This is a genomic window from Actinospineispora acaciae DSM 45401, from assembly GCF_000620785.1.
In the GTDB taxonomy this organism is placed as follows: domain Bacteria; phylum Actinomycetota; class Actinomycetes; order Mycobacteriales; family Pseudonocardiaceae; genus Pseudonocardia; species Pseudonocardia acaciae.
In genome coordinates, this window is record NZ_JIAI01000001.1 from 1,429,432 (window position 1) to 1,451,343 (window position 21,912).

Here is a 21,912-nt window from a genome sequence, read left to right on the forward strand (position 1 = left end):
CTCAGGGAAACGTGGTGAACAGCGTGGTGTACCACTCGGAGGCCATCGGGATCACGGTGGCCGAGGCGTTGACGCTTCCCTGCCTGACGAACGCCCGGCTGATCGCGGGCCACAACGGCGCGCACCGGTGGATTCGGGTTGTCAACATCATGGAGGTCCCGGACATCACCCGGTGGATGCGCGGCGGTGAGTTCCTGCTGACCACCGGCTACCCGATCCGGACCGATTCCGAGGCGCTCACCCAACTGGTTCCGGAACTGTCCCGACACGGCCTCGCCGCGCTCGGGATCCGCATCGGCCCCTATTTGAAGGAATCGCCACCGGAGATGTTGGCCGCCGCCGACCGGCTCAACTTTCCGGTGGTCGAAATTCCCGGCGATGTCACCTTCAACGACATCCTCGCCGAGGTGTTGGGCACGATTCTCAACCGGCAGGCCGTCGAGCTGGAACGCTCGGAGGTGATCCACCGGAAGTTCACCTCGGTCGCGCTGAAGGGCGGTTCGCAGCGGGAGCTGATCGCGGCACTGGCCAAGCTGATCGGCCTGCCCTCGGCGCTGCTGGACGCGCAGGGGCGCACGGTGGTGTCCTCGGGCTCGCCGCCCGGGGAGGACTGCCCCGCCGAGACCTGCCCGATCATGGCCGGCGGGACGCTGCACGGGCACATCGCGGTGTGGACCTATGGCGCCGAGCTGGCGCCCCATCAGCTGACGGCCATGGAGCACGCCGCGACCGTCGCGGCGATGGCGGTCGCGCAGGAGCGGGCGGTGGTCAGCCGCGAGCGGCGGCACAGCACGTTGCTGCTGATGGAGCTGGTGTCCGGCCGGGCGGTGGATCGGGAGGAGATGTTGCGCCGGGTCACCGCCATGCGGTGGAACCTGGACGCCCCGCGCGCGGCGATGCTGGTCGAGCTGAGCGGGCCGGAGGGGGTGCTCCGCATCGCCGAGCAGCCGCTCGAGGACAGGCTGATGCGGGCCGCGCGGACCGCCGCCGGCGCGGACACCATCGTGTGGGGGCTCGAACGCGCGCTTGCGCTGCTGGTGGGGCCGGGGCGCTCGCTGGCCCAGGTCTGCCAGGCGGTGCACGACCGTCTCCAGCGCCTGTGCCCGGAGGCGAACGTTCGGATCGGGTGCGGGCGGGTGTACGCGGACTTCACCGACCTGCATCGCAGCTACCAGCAGGCGGGCGAGGCGCTCGCCCTCGGCAGGGAGCTGCACGCGGACGGCTTCGTGCTGCGCCACGACGAGCTGGGGGTGTACCGGCTGCTGTACCAGCTGCCGCAGGCGGAGCTTCGGCGGCACGTGGACGAGGCGCTGGGTCCGCTGATCGAGTACGACGGCGCGCACAAGGGCAGCCTGCTGCGGACCCTGGAGTGCTACCTGCGCCACGACCGCAACGGGGTCGCCACGGCGGCCGAGCTGAGGGTGCACTACAACACGCTGCGCTACCGGCTGGGGCAGATCGAGCGGCTCACCGGCGAGATCGAGCACCACCCGATGAGCCGGCTCCAACTGGAGATCGCCGTGCACGCGCATCGGCTGGTGGCCGGGGCGACTGCGCGGCCGCGAGAGCCAGCGCCACGCCCCGCGCGAGATCGCCGCCGGAATGGTGCCCGACCGCGAGCAGCGAGGCCAGCGGCGCCCTGAGCGAGAGGTGCGAACCGAGCGCGTCGATCAGGTCGGCGAGCTGTGGGATGCACAGGCCTTGCGCCGCGTACCTGAGCAGCTCGGCGGAGACCAGCGGGGTGCGGCGGTCGGCATGGGCGATCGCGCGCTCGACGCCCGTCGCGGTGTCGCCGAGGGCGCGGACGGTCACGAGCGCGCCGGCCAGCAGGTCGTCCCCGGACGGGGTCAGGCCCGGGCCCAGGCCGAGCAGGGAGAAGGCGGCGGCCTCGGCGGCCGTGTCGTCGCCGGTGGCGAGCGCGGACCGCAGCTCTCGGGCCGGCGCGGCGAGGTGCGGCGCGGCGACCAGCGAGGCCAGTTCCTCGGCGCGCGCCACCGCGGCGTCGGGAAGTCGCGGCCGGGGCGGGGACCAGCGCCGCGCGCACTCGACGACCAGGCCGCCGACGCGCACCGTCCCGGCGCCCACCGTCGCCTTGGCACCCGCCTGGAGGCCGCACGGGAGGGCAGCTCCCGGCAGGATCACGGCGTTCGGCACGCGCACCGCGTCACGGGTCACCAGCGCCACCACGTTGGGACGCGGACCGCCCGCCCGCAGGTACACGGCGGACCCGAGGACGCCGACCACCCGCGCCGGACGCTCCACGCCGTCGACCAGCGGCGCCAGCACCGAGCTGGCCACCGCGCTCACCGTCACGGCCCGTACCGAGGAACGGGGAACGCGCGCAGCGCCTTGACGAAGCACTCCAGCGGCGCGTGCGTGATCCCGGCGCCGATCTGGCCGATCCCCGGCTCGCGGTGCGAGATCCCGGTGGTGATCACCGGTTCCAGGCTGGCGTCCAGCACGGCGCGCACGTCGATGCCGACCGGGCTGCCCGCGAAGTCGAGCGTCGGCAGCTGCAGCTCGCGGTGCCGGCCGACCGTGATCGTGGCCATCTCCTCGGTGGCCCGCCGGGCGTCCGCCGTGGTCCCGCCGACGAACCCGACGATCGCCGGCGCGGCCGCGAGCGAGAACCCGCCGAGGCCGTGCACCTCGGTGATCGCGCTGTCGCCGATGTCGGGGTTCGCGTCGGCGGGGCCGTACCCGGGGAAGTACAGGCCGTCCACGTCGGCCGCCGGCGCGGTGAACCACTCGTCGCCGGTCCCGCTGACCCGGATGCCGACGTCGACGCCGTTGCGCGCGAACGCGGTCACCACCGTCGAGTGCGCGACGCCGTGGCCGGCCATGGTGGCGAGCTTGCTGGCCGCCATGGAGAAGTTCAGGAACCAGTAGTTGTTGTCGGCGAGGAACTCCAGCGCCTCGATGCCGCCCAGCTCCCGGTGGCGGGCCAGCGCGGGCGCGAGCAGCCGCACCAACAGCGCGCTGGCCGCCACGTTGCGGCTGTGGCACTCGTCGCCCATCTGCAGCGCCTGCGCGATCACCGTCTTGAGGTTGACCGGCTCGGGCATGGACCGGATCGCCGCGCGCAGGCTCGGACCCAGCCGCTCGCCCATCCAGGTCAGGCGCCGCATGACGTCCTCGCCCAGCGCGCCGTAGCGCAGGCAACGACCCTGGCCCTCGTTGAGGGTCGAGTACGCGCGGCGGCCGGTCCGCGCGTCCTGCACCACCAGCAGCGGCATCGAGGCGGAGATGATGCCGGCCATCGGCCCGACCGCGTCGTGGTGGTGACACGGGGCGAACTTGATCTCCCCGGAGTCGGCCAGCCGCTCGGCCGCCGACGGGGTGTCGGCCCAGCCCTCCAGCATCGCCGCGCCCGCCACCGCGGCACGCATCGGGCCGCACATGCGTTCCCACTCGATCGGCGGGCCCGCGTGCAGCAGTAGCCGGGCCTCCCCCAGCTCGGGCAGCACCTCCCGGGCGGGGCGGACGTCCACCAGCAGCGGCTGGGTGTCCAGGATGCGGTTGACGGCCTCCTCGTTGGCGGACTCGACCAGCGGATGGGCGGTCAGGTTCGCGAGCGTGAGGCCCAGCTCGCGGTCGCCGCCGGCCGGGGGCCGCCAGTCGACGCTCGTCACCTCGGCACCCGCCGCCTCCAGCGGCCGGGCGAACTCCTCGACGCCGACGTTGACCGCTCGCAGCGGCCGGTCGAACAGCTGCTTCGGCGCGGTCATCGGGTGAGCACCTCTCCGGCGAGAAGGGCGGCGTCCGAGCTGTTGGACGCGATGATCGCGCCGGCCTCGGCCATCGTGCGGCGTTGCGCGGCGAGGCCCTGCGGGTCGTCCTCGGTGCCCACCACGAACGCGATCACCACCGGCGATCCCGGTGCGCCGGCGATCGCGGGGGCCAGGGCGCCGGCGGGGTCCGGGCCGGCGCCGTGCCCGAGGACGATGTCCAGCAGGATCACGCCGGTCTCGGGGTCGTTCAGTGCGGCGCGCAGGAGTTCGAGCCGGGTGGTGGGGTCGATCATCGGGTGCGGGCGGCCGACGGTGAACCGATCGTCGCCGAGGTCCAGCACGGTGTGCCGGGCGGGCAGCCGGGGCGGGGACTCCACGGAATGCGCGATCTCCCCCAGCGCGGGCTTGAGCAGGATCCGGGCCTCGTACGCGAACGTGCCGCCCGCGTAGAGGCCCCGCAGCAGGCGCCGGCCGCCGCCGAGCCGGCCCGCCAGCTCCGCCGCCGTGGGCCGGGCCGGCGCGGGCGGCATCGCGCCGCCGCTCGCGCGCAGGATGGCCGCCGCCGTGGCCTCCAGGGTGGGTGCGAGCCGCACCGAGTCCGACGGCGACTCCAGGTCGGTGCCCAGGAAGTTGACCACGACCGGCTTGCCGATGCCGGCGGCCTGCGCGAGCACCTTCTCCGCGACCGGCGTCGCCGGCGGCTTGGCGACGATGCCGATGATCCGGGTGGCCGGATCGTCGGCGAGCGCGGCCAGTGCGGCCAGCGTCGAGATCCCGCCCACCTCCTCGGACAGGTCGCGTCCGCCCACGCCGATGACCTGGCTGACGCCCGCGCCGCCCGCGTCGAGCAGCGCGCTGACCTGCTGCAGCCCGGTCCCCGAGGCGCCGACCAGCCCCACCTCGCCGCGCCGCAGGCGGTTGGCGAAGCCCAGCGGCACGCCGTTCACCACCGCCGTCCCGCAGTCCGGACCCATCACCAGCAGGTCGCGCCGCTGCGCCTCCTGCTTGAGCAGCACCTCGTCCTCGACGGGCACGTTGTCGCTGAACAGGAACACGTGCAGGCCGCCGCGCAGCGCCTTGAGCGCCTCGGCCGTCGCGTACCGGCCGGGTGTGGAGATCATCGCGAGGTTCGCTCCGGCGGCCGCTCGGGCCACCGTCCTCGGCCGGAGCGGCGCCGTGTCACCGGGCGGCCTCGGCCCACTCCGGAAAGCCTCCTCGGCGAGCGCGAGCGCCGGCTCCAGCGCGGCCTCCTCCCCCTCGACCGCGATCACCAGGTCGTTCGGGCCGGCATCCCGCGCGTCGTCGCCCAGCAGGTTCGCGGTCGCCAGCACCTGCTTGTTCGCCTCGGTCGCCATCACCAGGCTGGCCGTCCGGATGCCGGGGTGGGCGCCGACCTCGGCGGCCACCCGCATCAGGAACACCGAGTCGAAGTACGAGTTCGGACGGGTCACGGTACGGACTGACAAAGCACTCACTTTCCGTGCGGGGCGGCCAGTTTGACGTTCAACCACGCGTACGCCGGCCCGAGCGCGTTCATGAATATCGCCGCGAGCAGCGCGAGGAACGGGTTCTTCGGATCGGGGCCGAACGACCCGAAGAAGGTGGCGAAGAACGAGGCGAACCCGAAGAACATCCCCGGCACGAACGTGAACACCGACGAGACGCGGGAAACCGCGATCATCGCGCCGTTGAGCACGAACAGGATCACCATCTCGGCGATGACATAGGCGGCCCCGGTGAACACCTGCGCGGCCTGTTGGAAACCCAGGACGATCAGGAACGCCGCGAACGACCCCAGCGGCATGACCGGCCAGATTCGCTTGAGGTTCTCCCGCGTGGGGCCGCCCATGGCGAACGTGCCGGCCCACCCGATGAACACCGCCCACGGCGGCAGGTGCAGCGGGCCGAGCGCGATCAGCACGGTGGTCACGGCGAGTATGGACGCCGCCACCTCGACCGGCAGGTTGAGCCAGTTCGCCGGCTTCTCCACGGCGCCCGCGTCGATCCTCGCTTCGTTCTCGCTCATCACCGCGCTCCTGACCTGTTGATCACGCATTCGTGCCGGGTCTCGACGGTGACCCGGCCGCGTTTGACCACCCACCGCCGCACCGGCAGGTCGAGCAGCACCTCGTCGACGCGCTGGCAGTCGAAGACGACCAGGTCGGCGGACCGGCCGACGGCGAGCCCGTACGAGTCGCCGATCCCGATCGAGCGGGCCGCGTCGTGGGTCGCCATCCGCAGCACCTCGGCCTGGCTGTGCGGCGTGCCGAACTGGGCCGCGTGCGCGAGCAGGTTCCCGATCAGCAGCGGGTCGGCCTTGCCGAACGGGGTGAACGCGTTGCGCACGTTGTTGGACGAGAACGTGACGTTCACGCCCGAGTCCCGCAGCAGGTGCACCGGGGTGAGCCCGCGCCGCTGGTTGCGGGCGTCGCGCCGGCCGCCGAGGTACAGGTCGGTCGCCGGCAGCGTGACGATGTGGATGTCCGCCTCCCGCAGCAGGTCGATGGTCGGCGCGGCCTCCTCCGGCGAGAAGGACGCCAGGCTGGTCACATGCCCCAGCGACACCCGTGAACGCTGGCCGCGCTTGATGGCCTGCTCGGCGATGTACCTGGCGGCCGAGAAGCGCGGGTCCCGGCAGTCGTCGGCGAAGTCGGCATGCATGTCCACCGGCGCGTCGAACCGGTCGGCGAGGTCGAAGACGTGGGCGATGTGGCGTTCGGTGTCGTCCCAGCCGGACTCGTTGTACGGGCATCCCCCGACCACCGACGCCCCCATCCGCATGGCCTCGGCCATCAGCTCCAGCGTCCCCGGTGCCTTCACGATGCCCTCCTGCGGGAAGGCCACCACCTGGATGTCGATCAGGTCCCGGTACTCGTCGCGCAGCAGCAGCGCGGTCTCGACGCCGACGAGCCCCTGCAGCGGGTCGACGTCGGGGTGGACGCGGACGGCCACCGTGCCGGCCCGTACCGCCATGTCCAGCACGGCGCGGGAGCGTTCGAGCACGTCCTCGCGGTCCTGCTCGGCCTTGAGCTTCGCGGTGAGGCGGATCGCCTCCTCCAGCGTGCCGTCACGGGTGGGTTGGCGGCGGTACAGCAGCGCCTTGTCGATGTGCAGGTGCGGCTCCACGAACCCGGGCAGCACCGCGCGACCCGCCGCGTCGATGCGCCGGGCGGACTCGCCCCCGAGCCCCGGGCCGATCGCGGCGATCCGGCCGTCCGAGACGGCGATGTCGACCGGCCGGCGGTCGTCCCACACCCTGGCGTTCTCGATGAGCAGATCCATGAGCAGCCCCTGCGCTCGCGCTTGTGGTGCCCCTCACAGCATCGAGGTCCGCCCGTGAGCCGTCATCGTGAACCGACGCCGAGAATTCGAGCCGGTGGCTGACAACTGGTCACTACGGCGCGAGGACCTCCTGGCCGTCCCGAAGCCCGGACCGGACCTCGACGAACTCGTCGCCGACCAGCCCCGGCTCGAACGGCACCTGGACCGGCCCCGGAACGTTCACCGAGGACCGGCCGCCGCGAAGCACCACCGCCGCGCGCGGCACCCGCAACACGTTCTCCACCGCGCCCGCCGACACCACGACCCGCGCGGTCTGCCCGTGCCGCAACCGAGGATCGCTCTCGGGCGACACGATCGTCGCGTAATACTGCGTGACGCCCGAGACCGCGACGCCCGACGGCGCGACCGCCAGCACCTCGCCGTTGCGCACCAGGCCAGGGACCGCGTCGAACGACACCCGCACCGGCTGGCGCGGCCTCACCCTGGCGGCGGCCGACTCCTCGAACAGCGCCACGACCTGGAAACCGCCCGACACCACCCCCGCCACCGAGCCCGACGCCGACACCGTCGCGGACACGGTCCCTCGGTCCACCCGAGCCGTCGGCGCCGGCGGGTCACCGTCGGGCCCGCACCCCGCCGCCAGGGCCAGCAGCACCGCGGCCGCCGCTGCCGCCCGAGTCGTCCACACGCTTGTCATCTTCACAGCCGCGAGATGGGTGACAGAAACCCCGACTCACCCTGACAGAATCCCCGACTCGCGGACGGGGTGTGCGGTGGTCACCTTTCGAGGCCGCCGCGCTTGACGAGTTGGGCGGCGATCACGTTGCGCTGGATCTCGTTGGTGCCTTCGCCGACGATCATCAGCGGGGCGTCGCGGAAGTAGCGTTCGACGTCGTACTCCGTGGAGTAGCCGTAGCCGCCGTGGATGCGGACCGCGTCCAGGGCCACCTGCATGGCGACCTCGGAGGCGAACAGCTTGGCCATGCCGGCCTCCATGTCCACCCGCTCGCCCGCGTCGAACCGCTCGGCGGCGTGCAGGATCAGCTGGCGGGCGGCGGTCACCTTGGTGGCCATGTCGGCCAGGTAGTTGCCGACCGACTGGTGCCGCCAGATCGGCTTGCCGAACGCCTCGCGCTCCTGGGCGTAGCGCAGCGCGTCGTCCAACGCGGCCCTGGCCACGCCCAGCGCGCGCGAGGCCACCTGGATGCGGCCGGTCTCCAGCCCCTTCATCATCTGGGCGAAGCCGTCGCCCTCGGCGCCGCCGAGCACGGCGTCAGCCGGGGCGCGGTAGTCGTCGAACACCAGCTCGCAGGCCTCCACCCCCTTGTAGCCGAGCTTGGACAGGTCCTTGGATACGGTCAGGCCCGGGCCGTGCTCGACCAGCAGGATCGACACGCCCTTGTGCCGGGGCCGCGCCGACGGGTCGGTCTTGCACATCAGCGCGATCAGCCCGGACCGGCGCGCGTTGCTGATCCACGTCTTGGAGCCGTTGATGACGTACCCGGCATCATCCTTGCGGGCCACGGTGCTCATCGCCTGCAGGTCCGAGCCGCCGCCGGGCTCGGTGAGCGCCATGGTCGCGCGCAGCTCCCCGGTGGCCATCCTGGGCAGGTAGCGGTCCCGCTGCTCGGGCGTGCCGAAGGCCACCAGCAGCTTGGCCACCACGGTGTGCCCGCCCATCGCGCCCGCGAGGCTCATCCAGCCGCGCGCCAGCTCGGCGGTGACCAGCGCGTAGCAGGGCATCGACACCGACGCCTCGCCCCACGGCTCGGGGATCGCCAGCCCGTAGACCCCGAGCTGCTTCATCTGCTCGATGAGCTTCTCGGGGTAGGTGTTGGCGTGCTCCAGCTCCCTGACCACCGGGCGGACGTCCCGGTCGACGAACTCGGCGACGGTGTCGACGACCGCCCGCTCCTCGACGCTCAGCGTGCTCATGCTCTCTATCATGCGGCGTGATGATCGATATGCTGAAATAACTTCTGCTGATGTACGTATTCGCTGCGGGTATGGGGGCCGATGGACCTGCGCCAGCTGACCTCCCTGGTGACGGTCGCCGAGGTCGGCAGCGTCACCAAGGCGGCCCGCGTCCTGCACCTGGTGCAGCCGGCCGTCACCCGCCAGATCCGCACCCTGGAGGAGGAGCTGGGCGTCTCGCTGTTCGAGCGGACCCGCACCGGGATGGTGCCGACCGCCGAGGGCGAGCTGCTGTTGGAACGGGCCCGCCGGGCCCTGCGCGAGCTGGATCGGGCACGGGCGGAGCTGCGACCCGATCCGGGCGAGGTCACCGGGAGCGTGACGGTCGGCCTGCTGGAGAGCACGATCGACGTCCTGGCGCGGCCCCTGGTGGCCGCCGTCGCCGAGCGCTTCCCCGCCATCGAGCTGCGCCTGGTGACCGCGTACTCCGGTCACCTGCAACAGTGGCTCGACGCGGGGGACGTCGACATCTCCCTGCTGTACAACCTGACCGGCAGCCCGTCGCTGGCGGTCGTGCCGCTGCTGCGTGAACAGCTGTGGGCGGTGGCGCCGCCGGACGCCGGGCTGACCCCCGACTCGCCGGTGCCCTGGCGGTCGGTGTGCGCGCACCCGCTGGTGCTGCCGGTGACCGGCCACGGGCTGCGCGCCCTGATCGACCAGGCGCGGTCCTCGCTGCCCGTCGGCCCGCGCCCCGCGCCGCAGACCAACTCCATGCACCTGCAGAAGAAGCTCGTGCTGGCCGGGCACGGCTGGACCATCCTGCCGGCCGCCGGGGTCGCCGGCGATGTGGCCGCCGGCCTGCTCAGCGGGGCACCGGTCACCGAGCCGGACGTGGTGCGTTCGGTGGTGCTCGGGCTGCGGCGCGGGGCACGCACGCCCGCGCCGGTGGCGGCCGTCGCCGCCGAGCTGGAGCGGCTGGTTCGGTCGCTGGTGCGGTCGGCGGCGTGGCCGTCCTCCCTGCCGAGCTGATTGCTACCGCCGCGCGGTCACCCTCCAGGTCTGGGCTCCGGGCAGGCAGCGGGCGTCGGGCTGCTCGGCGGTCGCGCTGAGCCTGCCGCTGAACGTGCGGGGGAACGAGTTGGGCGTGACGGTGACGTCGATGCTGTCGTTCGTGGCACGGGGTTTCTCTTCGCAGGTGGCGGAGGACTCGCGGGATCTGATCGCGGTCGCCCGCCAGTGTCCGTCGGCGCTGCTCAGGGTCGCGGGTCCCGTCCATGCCGGCATCATGATCGTGCAGGTCTGCTCGTCGCAGCCGGTGAGCGTCCAGGTGGTCGTGAAGGTAGGCGTGGACCGGCAGTCCTCGGCGGAATAGCCGGTGCAGGTCGCCAGCTCGGCGGTGACGGTGTACGTGCCCTCCAGGCCGGTCACCGAACGCACCACGTGGACCACGACGAACAACGCGACCACGACCATCACGCAGACCCCCACGGCGGTCGCCACAGACTCCGCCCTGCGCTCCCACACCTCGCGGCGATCGCCGGCGTCGTTCGCCGTGTCGATACCGAGGCCCTTGGCGATGCCCGTGAGATGGTCGATGATCGCATCGAGGTGTTCGGTGAACCGGTGCGCGGCCTGCGCGCGGTCCCGGTCGGTGGGCAGGGCCAGGTGGTGGTCGATCAGCTCGGGCAGGTCGATGGACACCGCGTGGACGACGGCGACCTTCGCGGCCGGGTGCGCGTCCAGCGCCTCCGGGCCGGCCAGCATCGTCCGCAGCAGGGCGGCTACGTCATCCACCCGCGTGGCCGCTCCTCGGGGCAACAGATGCACCTCGGCGGCGGCGCGCTTGTGCAGCCGCTCCAGCTCGCGGCGCAGCCCGGCCAGCTCCCGCACGTCGGCCGGCGGCGGGGCGAGCAGCGCGCCCGCCGCGTACAGCGCGGCCACCCCGGCGGGCCACCACCACCCGATCACCCCGACCAGGTGCAGCCCGAGCCCGACCAGCCCGCCGGCCGAGCCGACCAGGTTCTTCGCCGAACCGAGATAGCGCCACAGCCGGCCACCACGTGACACGGACGCCTCCGAACGCCGCCGCAACGACACCATCGTGGCACCGGCGCGCCGGGAGCCCTCCCGGGATGCTCAGGCCAGGGCGGCGACGATCCGGTCGCCGACCAGCCGGACGTCCTCGTCGGTCATCGCGGTGGACAGGGACAGCAGGCCGTTCGTGCCGAGCAGCACGCCGGCCCGGTAGGAACGCCACCACGCGCCGGCCGGGTCGTCCGGGAACACCCGCAGCAGCGAGCCGGAGCCCGCGGTGCGCAGACCGGCCGCGCCCAGGCGGCACCGCAGCTCGTCGCCTCGGGCGTTGAGCCGTTCGACCTCGGGCCGGCCGTAGTCGAGCAGCGCCGCCCGCCCGGCCGCCATCGTCACGGGGTTCGCGCTGAAGGTGCCGCCCCAGCTCACCGCGCCGTCCTCGCGCGGGTCGGTCACGCGAAGCAGCGACGCCGACCCGCCGACGGCCCCCACCGGGAACCCACCGCCGATGATCTTGCCGAGGGTGGTGAGGTCGGGTTCGAGGCCGTAGCGGCGGGCCAGGCCGCCCGGTTCGAGCCGGAAGGTGATGATCTCGTCGACGATGAGCAGGGCGCCGGCGGCGGAGGCGGCGGCCCGCAGGGCGTGTACGAACTCGGGGTCGAGCGGGGTCAGCCCGGCGCGGTTGGGCATCAGGTCGACGAGTACGGCGGCCACTGTCGGTCCGAACTCCGCCATCGCGGCGCGCACCGCGTCCAGGTCGCCCACGGGCAGGGTGTGCACCAGCTCGGTCATCAGCGCGGGCACGCCGGGGGCGGAGACGTCCACCACCGTGTCGCTGGTGCCGTGGTAGCTGCCGGCGAACCGGACGACCAGGTCACGGCCGGTGGCGGCGCGGGCCACCCGCAGCGCGAGCATCACCGCCTCGGTGCCGGAGTTGACGAACCGCCACCGCTCCATCCCGGGCACCCGGCCCGCCAGCAGCTCGGCCAGCTCCACCTCGGCGCGGGTGGGCAGGCCGACCGCGCTGCCGCCGCGGACGGCCCGGACCGCCGCGTCCACCACCGTCGGGGCGCCGTGGCCGTGGATCAGCGAGGTGTAGTTGTTATTGCAGTCGATCACCTCGTGCCCGTCGGCGTCCCAGACCCTGGCGCCCTCGGCGCGCGCCGCGTACGGGGCGTGCGGGGGCACGAACAGGGTGGAGCGGGTGTTGCCGCCGGGCAGGCTCCGGACGGCGCGCGCGAACAGCTCCTCGTTAGACAACCGTCTCCCTCTCGCCGGCGCGGGCCAGGTCGGCCCCCTTCGTCTCCCTGGTGACCATCGCGGTGGCCGCCACCACCACACAGCCGAAGGCCACGTAGAGCTGGATCGGCACCGTGGAGTGGAACGTCCGCAGCAGCCAGACCGCGATCGCCGGGGCCAGGCTGCCGCCGACGATGCCGGAGAGCTGGTAGCCCAGGGACGCCCCGCTGTAGCGGTAGCGGGTCTGGAACAGCTCGCAGATCCAGGACGCCTGCACGCCGTACATCGCGGCGTGGCACAGCAGCCCGACCAGCACCGCGAGCACCACCAGCCCGGTGTTGCGGGTGTCGACCAGCCCGAAGAACGCGAACATCCACACCGCCGCCCCGATCGCGCCCGCGACGGTCACCGGACGGCGGCCCAGGCGGTCGCTGAGTGCGGCGAACAGCGGGTAGGCGATCAGCTGCAGGCCGGCCCCGGCCAGGCTGGCCAGCAGCCCGACCGAGCGGGGCAGGCCGAGCGCGCTGCCGCCAGCCCCACGCCACGAAGTCCTGCCGGGACTGCGCGGTGGCGAGCAGGTACAGCAGCGCGGTGCTCAGCAGGGTGCCGATCGGCACGCCGACCTGCACGTAGCTGGCCAGGTAGCCGCGCCGGGCGGCCGGTGCCCGTTCCGCGATCATCAGCGCGCCGCCGGCCCACTCGCCGCCCAGCGCCAGCCCCTGCGCCAGCCGCACCACGATCAGCAGCGCGGGGGCCAGCACGCCGACGGCGGCGTAGGTCGGCAGCAGCCCGATGGCCACCGTCGCCGCGCCCATCAGCGACACGGTGGCGACCAGCACCTTATTGCGGCCGAACCGGTCGCCGAAGTGGCCGGCCAGCACGCCGCCGACCGGTCGCGCCACGAAGCCGACGGAGAACGTGAGGAACGCCAGCAGGGTGCCGGTGAGCGGCTCGAAGGACGGGAAGAACACCTCGTTGAACACCAGTGCCGCGGCCGAGCCGTAGAGGAAGAAGTCGTACCACTCCAGCGAGGTGCCCAGCAGGCTGCCCGCGATCGCCTTGCGCAGGGAGGTGTCCGCCATGTCAGTAGCCGTCCTCGAGATCCGCGGCCACCGCGGCCGGGTCGCGCAGCTCCGGCGGGCCGTACCCGCCGCCGCCCGGGGTGCGCAGGCACACCACGTCGCCGGGGCGCAGCGCCACGTCCTCCCCCTTGCTGACCATGGGCAGCACCACCGTTTCCCCACCCAGCCGGAACCAGGGCGCCGAGGTCGCCCCGTCGCCGCCGCCCGCGCGGCCGGCCGGCGCGGTGCGGGACTGGTCGCCGAGCAGGCTGGCCTGCCCCTCCCGGCCGATGAACTCGAACTCGAAGTGCACCCCGAAGCCACCCCGGTGGGTGCCGGCCCCGGCGGAGCCGTCGCGCAGCCCGTACCGGACGAACCGCATCGGGTAGCGCTGCTCCAGCACCTCGATGGACTGCACGCGCCCGATGCTCATCAGCGAGCAGCCGTTGGACAGCCCGTCGCCGCCGGCGTGACCGCCGTACCCGCCGCCGAGGAACACGTAGAGCACGTACGGCTCGCCGTCGGAGTCGATGCCGCCGACCGAGAGGTTGTTCACCGTCGCCGAGGAGCCCGCCGGCACCCGCTCGCCGGCCGCCTCGGCGAGCGCGCCCATCACCGCCGTGATCACCCGCTGGCTGGTCTCCGCCGCGCAGCCGGCGACCGGCCGGGGCGGGTGGGCGTTGAGGAACACGGTGTCCGGGATGACGAACCGCAGCGGGGCGAAGATGCCGGCGTTGATCGGGATGTCCGGGTAGATGTGCTTGATCGCCACGATCGCGCTGGACACGGTGGCGGCGTACACGGAGTTCATTGGGCCCCGGCAGGGCGGTGACGAACCGCTGAAGTCCAGGGTCATCTCGTCACCCGCCACGGTCAGCGCCACGTCCACCCGCAGCGGCTCGTCCACGATGCCGTCGTTGTCCATCTCCTCGACGAACCGGTACCGGCCGTCCGGGATCTCCGCGAGGTAGGAGCGCATCTGCCGTTCCGAGCGGTGCCGCAGGGCGTCGATCACGGCGGTCACGGTGTCCGCGCCGTACTCGTCGAGCAGCTCGCCGAGCCTGGTCTCCCCCGCCCGCAGCGCGGTGACCTGCGCGTCGATGTCGCCGAGCACGTCGTCGGCCACCCGGGAGTTGGCCTGGAGGATGGCCACGATGTCGTCGTTGATCTCGTCGGCGGCGAACAGGCGCACGGGCGGGATGCGCAGGCCTTCCTGGTAGCAGTCGCTGGCGCGGGCGGCGAACCCGCCGGGGACCCGGCCGCCCAGGTCGGGCCAGTGGCCGGTGTTGGCCAGGAACGCGAACGGCTTCCCCCGGTGGAAGAACGGGCGGACCATCTTCGTGTCCATGATGTGCGTGCCGCCGGCGAACGGGTCGTTGACCAGGTACACGTCCCCGGGGCGCGGGTCGGGGACGGCGGCGAGCACGCTGGCCACGGTGTACTGCATGGTGCCTACGAAGATCGGCAGGCCCCGGTGGCCCTGGACGATCATGCTGCCGTCGGTGGCGGAGTAGATGCCGTCCGCGCGGTCCCAGGCGTCGGAGATCACCGGGGAGAACGCCATCCGCTCGAACACGGTGTCCATCTCGTCGGCGATCTGCTCCAGCCGGCCGTGGACAACGGCCAGCGTGATCGGATCTGGCTCGTTCATGTTTGGACCGCTTTCTCCACCGCCGCCCCCGCCACCACAACCACGAGGCTGCCGTTGTCACGAACCTGCGCGACCGTGTCCGGCGGCAGCAGGGTGGTGCTGTCCGCCTGGTGCACCACGGCCGGGCCCTCGACCACCTCGAACGGTCGCAGCGCGGAACGGTCCAGCACCGGGACGGTCCGCGGCCCGTCGGCGAACACCACCGTGCGCTCCCGGGGCTCGGCCGCCGGGCCCGCGGGGTCGGCGCCGAGCAGGCGGATGCCGTCGCGCCGCCCGGTCACCTCGGTGCGCAGGCTGACCAGCTTGATGTGGCCGCTCGGGGTGCGGCCGCCGTAGGTCTCCCGATAGCGGCGGGTGAACGCCTCGGCCAGCCGGTCGGGCGTCCAGCCGTCCTCGGCGGCGCCGAGCGGCACCCGGATCGAGTAGAGCTGTTTCGCATAGCTCATCTCCGCGATGTGCGCCACCGACATGGCCGGGGGGTCGAAGCCGTCCGCCGCCAGCATGTCCTCGCCGGCCCGCCGCTGCTCCCCGAGCACCTCGGCGACCCGCTCGGGCGAACAGCTCGCCGGCATGGACGTCACGAAGTCGTACTTCACGTCCGCCAGCAGGCAGCCGAACGCGCTGAGCGCGCCCGGGTGCGGCGGGACGATCACCTCGGTGGCCCCGATCGCCCTGGCCAGCTCCACGATGTGCAACGGGCCGGCGCCGCCGAACCCGACCAGTGCGAACCGCCGGGGGTCGTGGCCCTTGTCCACGCTGACCATCCGGATCGCGTTCGCCATCAGCTCGTTGGCCACCCGGACCACCGCCAGCGCCGCGTCCGTCACGCCCAGCCCGAGCGGGCCCGCCACGTGCTCCTCGATGGCGGCCGCCGCCGAGGCGCGGTCCAGCGTGAAGTCCCGCTCGGTGCCCAGCCGCTGGTCGGCGGCGATCCGGCCGAGCACCAGGTTGGCGTCGGTCACGGTCGGCGCGGTGCCGCCCCGGCGGTAGCAGGCCGGACCGGGGGTGGAGCCGGCGCTGTCCGGCCCGACCCGCAGGATGCCGGCCCGGTCCACCCGGGCGATCGAGCCGCCGCCGGCGCCGATGGTCTTGATGTCCACCATCGGCACCTTGATCGGGATGCCGTACTCGATCGACGTCTCGTCCGCCAGCGCCGGCCGCCCGCCCGGGATGAGCGCCACGTCGAAGCTGGTGCCGCCCATGTCGCAGGAGATCACGTCGGGCAGCCCGGCGGCCTCGCCGAACGCGGCGGCCGCCACCGTCCCGGCGGCCGGCCCGGACAGCAGCGTGCGCACCGCGTACTCGCCGGCCCGCCCGGCCGGCATCAACCCGCCGTTGGACTGCATCACCTGCACGTCACGGGAGAACCCGCCGGCCGTCAGCTCGGCCTGCACCGCGCCCAGGTACCCGGCCATCGCCGCCCGCACGTAGGCGTTGACCACCGTCGTGCTGGCCCGCTCGAACTCGCCGACCTCCGGCGCCACCCGGTACGACGCGCTCACCGGCACGCCCGGCAACAGCTCGGCCAGCGCCGAGGCCAGCTCGCGCTCGTGCTCCGCGTTGACGTAGCTGTTCAGCAGGCTGACCGCGACACTGCGCACCTCCGCCGCGCGCAACTCGGCCGCGACCGCCCGCACCGAGCCGGCGTCCAGCGGCCGCACCACCTCGCCGCGCGCGCCGATCCGCTCGTCCACCTCGAAGCACCGCCCGCGCGGCACCAGCGGCCGGTAGCGGCCGGTCAGGCCGTAGGTGTGCGGACGGTCACGGCGGCGCAGCTCCAGCACGTCCCGGAAGCCGACGGTGGTGACCAGCGCGGTCCGCGCGCCCGTGCGCTCCAGCACGGCATTGGTGGCCACGGTGGTGCCGTGCACCAGGGCGGCGAGCTCCGCGCGCGGCACGTCGAGCTGGTCCACGCCGGCGAGCAGGCCGTCCGCCTGGCGTCCCGGGGTCGAGAACACCTTGGCCAGCCGCAGCCGCGAACGCCCGGTGTCGTAGAGCAGGACGTCGGTGAACGTGCCGCCGACGTCGATGCCGGCGATCAGGTCCATCGGTCGGCCAGCAGCGCGGACATCTTCTCGGCGGCGGCCAGCAGCGGCCCCACCCACTGCTCGCAGCGGAACCGGTTGGTCGGCCCGGCGATGCTCAGCGCCGCCACGTACGCCCCGGAGGCGTCCCGCACGCCGGTGGCGACGCCGACGATCCCCTCGGTGTACTCGTCGTGGTTCTCCGCGTACCCGTTCGCCCTGATCGCCGGGAACAGCGCGCGCAGCTCCCCCTTGGTGCGCACGCTGTAGGGGGTGACCTCGGGGAGCGCCTCGTCGGGGTAGAGCCGGTCCACCGCCTCGTCGGGCATGTTGGCCAGCAGGAACTTCCCGGAGCCGCAGCTGTGCATCGGCATCCGGGTGCCGCGCTGGATCTCCGCGCGCAGCACCCGCGCGCTCTCGAAGCGCTGCACGATGATCGCGTCCCGGCCGCGCGGCAGCGCCAGCGACACCGCCTCGCCCGACTCGTCGGCCAGCGCCCGCATCGGCTCGGCCAGCGGGCCGCCGAACCGCGCGCTGTCCGGCACCGACGAGCCGACCTCGAACGCGGTGAGCCCGACCCGGTACGAGCTGTCCCCGGCCCGCTCCACGAACCCGTACTCGGCCAGCGTCGCCAGCAGCAGGTGCGCGCTGCTCTTGCCCAGGCCCAGCCGCCGCGCCAGCTCCGAGAGCCGCATCCCCTCCGGATGCTCGGCCAGCAGGCACAGCAACCGCAACGCGCCGGCCACCGTGCTCGACGTACGGCCCTTGCTGTTCGTCATATACGAACGCCTTTCGTAATATGCGCACAAAAGGCTAGGCGGCATTCGGTGAGCCGGTCAAGAAATCGCGAAGCATTGACGCGCGCCGCCGGGCAATGTTGTGATGCTGTCACACATTCAAGGACGTTGTCACACTATTTAGGACATGAATGTCTGACGCTGCACGCCCGATGACCCGGCCGATGACGTCGGCGCTCAAGCTGTTGCGGCTGCTCGACGCGGTGGGTGAGTCCGACGAGCCGGTGCGGCTGGCCGACCTGGCCAGGGAGCTGGGGGCGTCCCGGTCGGAGGTGCACAGGCACCTGGTCACGCTGGTCACGGCCGGGTGGATGGAGAAGCTTCCGGACGGCGCGTACCAGCTCACGGTCAAGGCGGCGCACCTGGGCAACGCGGCGCTGCAGCACGCCGGGTTCGGCGAGCGGGTGACGGCGCTGCTGGTGGACCTCGCCGAGGAGACCGGCCAGTCGGTGTGCCTGGCGGTGCTCGACGACGACGCGACGCGGGTGATCAAGCGGGCCGAGCCGGGAACGGCCACCAGGGTCACCCTCGCCCTCGGGCACCGCATGTCGCTGCTCTACGGCGCCACCGGCCGCGCGCTCGCGGCGTTCGCCCCCGCCGACGTGGTGGCCGAGCTGCGCGCCCGGGGCGTGCGGGTGCCCGAGGAGTCCGAGCTGGCCGAGATCCGCCGGGTCGGCTACGCGCTGACCCCGCCCGGCGGGGTGGACGGCGTCGCGGTGATCGCCTCGCCCGTTCCGGCCCGCGCCGGTGCGCCGAAGGTCGCGCTGTGCGTGGTCGGACCGGCGGGCCGGTTCGACCCGCTGTCGGTGCGGGAGCGGCTCGCGGCGGCGGTGCGGCGGCTGGCCAGGCTCACCGCGAGCGTGGACGGGGGTGTCGCGTCGTGGGAGGCCTGACCGACCCTGACCTGCCCGACCCGGACGAGGCGATGCGTCCGGAGCGGCTCGCGGCGCTTCCGCCGAGCCGGTTGAGTGCCAGCCGCGCGCTGGTCAACAGGATGATCGCGCAGCGCTGGCGGGTCGAACAGGTGCGCTTCGACGTGGACGACCGTGCGCGCGGAGAGGCCGTCTACCGCGTCCACGCGCCGGGTCGGAGCTTCGACTTCATGGTGTTCTCCTTCGAACCGGTCCTGGAGGGGCGCACCGGGCGGATCATCGGCACCAACTGGGACATGATGGGTTCGCTGGTCGAGGGCGTCGCGAGCGCAGGCGACATGCGGCGGACCAAGGAGGAGCTGCCCAAGCTGTACGCCGGGCGGGCCACTCCGGGCACCTTGGTGTGGTGCCGGTCGAACCGGAGCCTGCGGCTGTTCGACCACGTCATCGACAGGTTGGCGGCCGGCCGGCAGCCGGACGTGGACGAGCTGTGGCGCGCCGGTTACCTGATGCGCAACACCGGCCTGGACGGCAACGGCACCTTCGGCACCCGCTCGTACCTGGCGCTGGAGGACGGGCATCCGCTGGCCGCGCCCTACCACGCCCAGATGCTCGCCGCGTACCTGATGCGGGAGTTCTCCTTCGACCTGGTCGAGCACCTGGCGCGCGCTGCGTCGTCGGCCGCGGTACGACTCGACCCGGCGCTGCGCAGGATCCTCGGGCTGGGCAACGGCTCGGCGCTCGGGCTGGTGTTCTTCGCCAACAACCACCCGGCGCTGCTGGACAGGTGGCTCACGTTGCGGTTCGGGGCGGTCGCGCGTGCGCGGCGGATCCCGGCGGTGGCCGGGTCGCGCGACTGGCGGCGGGTGGCCGAGCTGGTGCAGCGCGCGATCCGGTTCTACGACGAGGACCCGTTCACCTACAGCGGCTTCACGGCGGCCGGCGCGGTCGCGGACGGGCTGCGCCGGATCGCCAAGCGGATGGACGATCCCGAGCGGGCGGTGTCCACGTTCGGCGACCTGGTCGACGCCGAGCTGGGTGCCGACGCGGTGGGGGTGTTCGACGCGATCCTGCTGGAGCTGCGCCCCGACGAGGTGGACGCGCTGCTGCGGCGGCAGCCCGTGGACGAGCGCCTGATGGCGCGGCCGGAGCAGAGCGTCGGCGAGCTGCTGAACCTGCTGGACGGCGAGTACGCCTGGACCGAGCGGTTCGACATGTCGGCGCCGGAGCAGCGGCGGTTCCGGTGGTACAAGTCGCGCGACGCCGAGGAGCCCCGCCGGGGCCCCGTCGCGGAGGTGCCGGACGGCTTCGAGTGGGCGCTCGACCTGCCGGGCGACATCGCCAGGCTGCGCGCCGCGCTGCGCACCATCCCACCGGAGACGACGGTCGCGGAGTTCCTCGCCGCGCACCCGGCCGAGCGCGCCACCGTGACCAGGGCACAGGGGCTGGCCGGGCGCCGCTACCACTCGCCGCACATGAACATGCTCGCCGCCGACTTCGTCCCGGCGCGGATCGTGCGGCTGCTCAACTCCGCGTTCCACGGCCTGGACAAGACCGTCGACGCGTTCGGCCGCAACGTGCTCGGCCTGCTCTTCCACGGCGCGCCCACCCGCGACGACCTCGCCGCCGGCACCGGCGCGGACTGGATCTACCCGGCGAAACCGGGAGGTACGCGGTGAACGTCTCGCTGCGTGAGTGCAGGCTCGTGACGTACCGGGTGCTCTGGCAGGCGGGCGCGCCGGTGGGGACGATCCCGGCGATCGTCGACGCGGTCGTCGCGGCGGAAGGCGCCGGCCTCGGTGGGTTCGCCGCGCTGCGCGAGGACGTCGACGCCCTGGGCGCGACCGCCGCCCGTCCGGTGCGCGTCGTCGGTGACACCCGAGCGGTGGACGCGGCCGGCAAGCACGCGCTCGCGCTCGCCCCGGACGTGCTCGACCTCGCGGTGGCGTGGGCCCGCGCCGAGGGGACCGCCGACCTGGAGGTGCGCGGCGCCGCCCGCCCCGAGCTGCTCGACGTCCTGACCACCCTGGCGAGAGACCACGGCGTCGAGGTGACCGCCCGCACCCCCACCAACGGCGTCCACCGGTTCACCGCCACCTCGGCTGGAGCGCACGGGGCCGGGTGGACGGCCGCGATCCTGCACCACGGCCTCGACGTCCCCGAACCGCTGTGGTGGCACCTGTTCCACCTCGGCAACCAGGCGCTGACCCCCGACTCGGCCGTCTCCCGCCGCCACACCGGGCGCTCGGTGTTCGACGAGCGGGGCCGCATCGTCGGCGAGATCGGCGAGGACCTCGACAGCGACTCCCGGGAGGGGCAGCGATGACCCGAGACCTGTACATCGACGGCCTGGAGTGCAGCAACTTCGACCGGGAGGTCCTCGAGGAGCTCCGCGACGGGAACATCTCCTGCGTCACGCCGACCCTGGCGTTCTGGGAGAACGCCGCCGAGACGATGGACGCCCTCGGCCGCTGGCGCGACCTGGCCAGGGACAACGCCGACCTGATCACCATCGCGCGCACCGCCGGGGACATCGAGTCCGCGCACGCGACCGGGCGCACCGCGATCCTGCTCGGCACCCAGAACTCCTCCCCCATCGACGACCGCATCCGGTACGTCGAGCTGTTCCACGACATGGGCCTGCGCGTCATGCAGCTGACGTACAACAACCAGAACGCCGTCGGCGGCTCCTGCTACGAGCCGACCGACTCCGGCCTGACCAGGTTCGGGCGTGAGGTGGTGCGCGAGATGAACCGGGTCGGCATGGTCGTGGACCTGTCCCACGTGGGGGAACGCACCGGCATCGACGCGATCGAGGCGTCCGGGCGGCCGGTCGCTGTCACGCACGCGAACCCGCGCTCGCTCTACGACCACCCCCGCAACAAGGGCGACGAGCTGCTGCGCGCGCTGGTCGCGAACGGTGGCGTGATCGGGCTGGCGACCTACCGCAACATCAGCGGGCCGTGGGTGTCCTCGCGCGCCCGCTGGTGCGACATGGTGCGCAAGACGGTCGACATCGTGGGCATCGACCACGTCGGCATCGGCACCGACCTGAGCCGCAAGAGCGGCGAGGCCGAGCTGGAGTGGATGCGCAGGGGCCGCTGGACCCGCACCCCGCAGTACGGCGCGGGGTCGGCGACGAACACCGGGAAGGCCCCGAAGGTCGAGTGGATGAGCTCCACCCGCGACTTCCCCGCGCTGGCCCGCTCCCTGTCGGCCGACGCCGGCTTCACCGACGAGGAGACCGCCAAGATCATGGGCGGCAACTGGCTGCGGTTCTACCGCGACGTGCTGTGACCTCCTGACCGAC

Annotated in this window: 18 protein-coding genes and 2 pseudogenes; 6 read left to right on the forward strand and 14 right to left on the reverse strand. The window is 73.1% G+C overall.

What is annotated here, in order from left to right:
• The first annotated feature begins 56 nt into the window (after positions 1-56).
• Positions 57-1,643: a PucR family transcriptional regulator gene (locus N912_RS49970; RefSeq protein ID WP_245645223.1), complete on the forward strand. Its 1,587-nt coding sequence runs from the start codon at positions 57-59 to the stop codon at positions 1,641-1,643.
• Here N912_RS49970 and N912_RS66760 read toward each other — a convergent pair.
• From N912_RS66760 to N912_RS0106935, 7 genes and pseudogenes are all read right to left on the reverse strand, one after another.
• A pseudogene (locus N912_RS66760) lies at positions 1,624-2,361 on the reverse strand (oxamate carbamoyltransferase subunit AllH family protein); the annotation flags it as partial. The gene N912_RS49970 and the pseudogene N912_RS66760 sit on opposite strands and share 20 nt — an antisense overlap.
• A complete protein-coding gene (locus tag N912_RS0106910; protein ID WP_037062915.1) occupies positions 2,310-3,728 on the reverse strand; it encodes a YlbE family protein in 1,419 nt (472 codons plus the stop codon). The pseudogene N912_RS66760 and the gene N912_RS0106910, both read right to left, overlap by 52 nt.
• A complete protein-coding gene (gene fdrA / locus N912_RS0106915) occupies positions 3,725-5,182 on the reverse strand; it encodes an acyl-CoA synthetase FdrA (protein ID WP_245645194.1) in 1,458 nt (485 codons plus the stop codon). The genes N912_RS0106910 and fdrA overlap by 4 nt, the downstream gene beginning before the upstream one ends.
• A gap of 20 nt (positions 5,183-5,202) precedes the next feature.
• Positions 5,203-5,757, reverse strand: a complete 555-nt coding sequence (locus N912_RS49975) for a DUF1097 domain-containing protein (protein WP_084210629.1) — start codon at positions 5,755-5,757, stop codon at positions 5,203-5,205.
• Positions 5,757-7,013, reverse strand: a complete 1,257-nt coding sequence (locus tag N912_RS0106925; RefSeq protein ID WP_028921876.1) for an amidohydrolase family protein — start codon at positions 7,011-7,013, stop codon at positions 5,757-5,759. The genes N912_RS49975 and N912_RS0106925 overlap by 1 nt, the downstream gene beginning before the upstream one ends.
• Before the next feature lie 112 nt (positions 7,014-7,125).
• Entirely contained in the window at positions 7,126-7,701 is a 576-nt protein-coding gene (locus N912_RS66415; protein ID WP_156993219.1) for an efflux RND transporter periplasmic adaptor subunit, read from the reverse strand.
• 89 nt (positions 7,702-7,790) lie between these two features.
• Positions 7,791-8,948, reverse strand: coding sequence for an acyl-CoA dehydrogenase family protein (locus N912_RS0106935; RefSeq protein ID WP_028921878.1), 1,158 nt, complete (start codon positions 8,946-8,948; stop codon positions 7,791-7,793).
• A gap of 81 nt (positions 8,949-9,029) precedes the next feature.
• Here N912_RS0106935 and N912_RS0106940 point away from each other — a divergent pair, with 81 nt between their 5' ends.
• On the forward strand, positions 9,030-9,956 hold the full coding sequence (locus tag N912_RS0106940; RefSeq protein ID WP_028921879.1) for a LysR family transcriptional regulator: 927 nt from the start codon (positions 9,030-9,032) through the stop codon (positions 9,954-9,956).
• A 3-nt stretch (positions 9,957-9,959) separates the two neighbouring features.
• On the opposite strand, the gene N912_RS65055 is transcribed toward N912_RS0106940, so the two are convergent.
• From N912_RS65055 to N912_RS0106975, 7 genes and pseudogenes are all read right to left on the reverse strand, one after another.
• Positions 9,960-10,994, reverse strand: a complete 1,035-nt coding sequence (locus N912_RS65055; protein WP_211261140.1) for a hypothetical protein — start codon at positions 10,992-10,994, stop codon at positions 9,960-9,962.
• A gap of 69 nt (positions 10,995-11,063) precedes the next feature.
• Positions 11,064-12,218: an aspartate aminotransferase family protein gene (locus N912_RS49985; protein ID WP_037062920.1), complete on the reverse strand. Its 1,155-nt coding sequence runs from the start codon at positions 12,216-12,218 to the stop codon at positions 11,064-11,066.
• Complete coding sequence (locus tag N912_RS65585) at positions 12,211-12,711, reverse strand: MFS transporter (protein WP_342670839.1); 501 nt, start codon at positions 12,709-12,711, stop codon at positions 12,211-12,213. The genes N912_RS49985 and N912_RS65585 overlap by 8 nt, the downstream gene beginning before the upstream one ends.
• A gap of 73 nt (positions 12,712-12,784) precedes the next feature.
• Positions 12,785-13,279, reverse strand: a pseudogene (locus N912_RS65590) (MFS transporter); the annotation flags it as partial.
• A gap of 1 nt (position 13,280) precedes the next feature.
• Complete coding sequence (locus N912_RS0106965) at positions 13,281-14,909, reverse strand: hydantoinase B/oxoprolinase family protein (RefSeq protein WP_028921882.1); 1,629 nt, start codon at positions 14,907-14,909, stop codon at positions 13,281-13,283.
• Positions 14,906-16,957 (reverse strand): hydantoinase/oxoprolinase family protein, encoded by a 2,052-nt coding sequence (locus tag N912_RS0106970; RefSeq protein WP_028921883.1) that lies wholly within the window; start codon positions 16,955-16,957, stop codon positions 14,906-14,908. The genes N912_RS0106965 and N912_RS0106970 overlap by 4 nt, the downstream gene beginning before the upstream one ends.
• Positions 16,948-17,712, reverse strand: coding sequence for an IclR family transcriptional regulator (locus N912_RS0106975; RefSeq protein ID WP_028921884.1), 765 nt, complete (start codon positions 17,710-17,712; stop codon positions 16,948-16,950). The genes N912_RS0106970 and N912_RS0106975 overlap by 10 nt, the downstream gene beginning before the upstream one ends.
• 149 nt (positions 17,713-17,861) lie before the next feature.
• Here N912_RS0106975 and N912_RS0106980 point away from each other — a divergent pair, with 149 nt between their 5' ends.
• Genes N912_RS0106980 through N912_RS0106995 form a run of 4 tightly spaced genes read left to right on the forward strand, consistent with a single transcriptional unit; the run spans position 17,862 to position 21,899 of the window.
• Positions 17,862-18,623 (forward strand): IclR family transcriptional regulator, encoded by a 762-nt coding sequence (locus N912_RS0106980; RefSeq protein WP_084210630.1) that lies wholly within the window; start codon positions 17,862-17,864, stop codon positions 18,621-18,623.
• A complete protein-coding gene (locus N912_RS0106985) occupies positions 18,611-20,281 on the forward strand; it encodes a hypothetical protein (RefSeq protein WP_028921886.1) in 1,671 nt (556 codons plus the stop codon). Before N912_RS0106980 ends, N912_RS0106985 begins: the two co-directional genes overlap by 13 nt.
• A complete protein-coding gene (locus tag N912_RS0106990; protein WP_037062922.1) occupies positions 20,278-20,928 on the forward strand; it encodes a hypothetical protein in 651 nt (216 codons plus the stop codon). The genes N912_RS0106985 and N912_RS0106990 overlap by 4 nt, the downstream gene beginning before the upstream one ends.
• Positions 20,925-21,899, forward strand: coding sequence for a dipeptidase (locus tag N912_RS0106995; protein WP_211261141.1), 975 nt, complete (start codon positions 20,925-20,927; stop codon positions 21,897-21,899). The genes N912_RS0106990 and N912_RS0106995 overlap by 4 nt, the downstream gene beginning before the upstream one ends.
• The last annotated feature ends 13 nt before the right edge of the window (positions 21,900-21,912 follow it).

Coding starts and splice junctions, on each gene's coding strand:
- N912_RS0106980 (WP_084210630.1), top strand. CDS start 17,862: ATGTCTGACGCTGCACGCCCGATGACCCGGCCGATGACGTCGGCGCTC.
- N912_RS0106935 (WP_028921878.1), bottom strand. CDS start 8,948: ATGAGCACGCTGAGCGTCGAGGAGCGGGCGGTCGTCGACACCGTCGCC.
- N912_RS0106940 (WP_028921879.1), top strand. CDS start 9,030: ATGGACCTGCGCCAGCTGACCTCCCTGGTGACGGTCGCCGAGGTCGGC.
- N912_RS0106925 (WP_028921876.1), bottom strand. CDS start 7,013: ATGGATCTGCTCATCGAGAACGCCAGGGTGTGGGACGACCGCCGGCCG.
- N912_RS49975 (WP_084210629.1), bottom strand. CDS start 5,757: ATGAGCGAGAACGAAGCGAGGATCGACGCGGGCGCCGTGGAGAAGCCG.
- N912_RS0106910 (WP_037062915.1), bottom strand. CDS start 3,728: ATGACCGCGCCGAAGCAGCTGTTCGACCGGCCGCTGCGAGCGGTCAAC.
- N912_RS0106970 (WP_028921883.1), bottom strand. CDS start 16,957: ATGGACCTGATCGCCGGCATCGACGTCGGCGGCACGTTCACCGACGTC.
- N912_RS0106965 (WP_028921882.1), bottom strand. CDS start 14,909: ATGAACGAGCCAGATCCGATCACGCTGGCCGTTGTCCACGGCCGGCTG.
- N912_RS0106995 (WP_211261141.1), top strand. CDS start 20,925: ATGACCCGAGACCTGTACATCGACGGCCTGGAGTGCAGCAACTTCGAC.
- N912_RS0106975 (WP_028921884.1), bottom strand. CDS start 17,712: ATGACGAACAGCAAGGGCCGTACGTCGAGCACGGTGGCCGGCGCGTTG.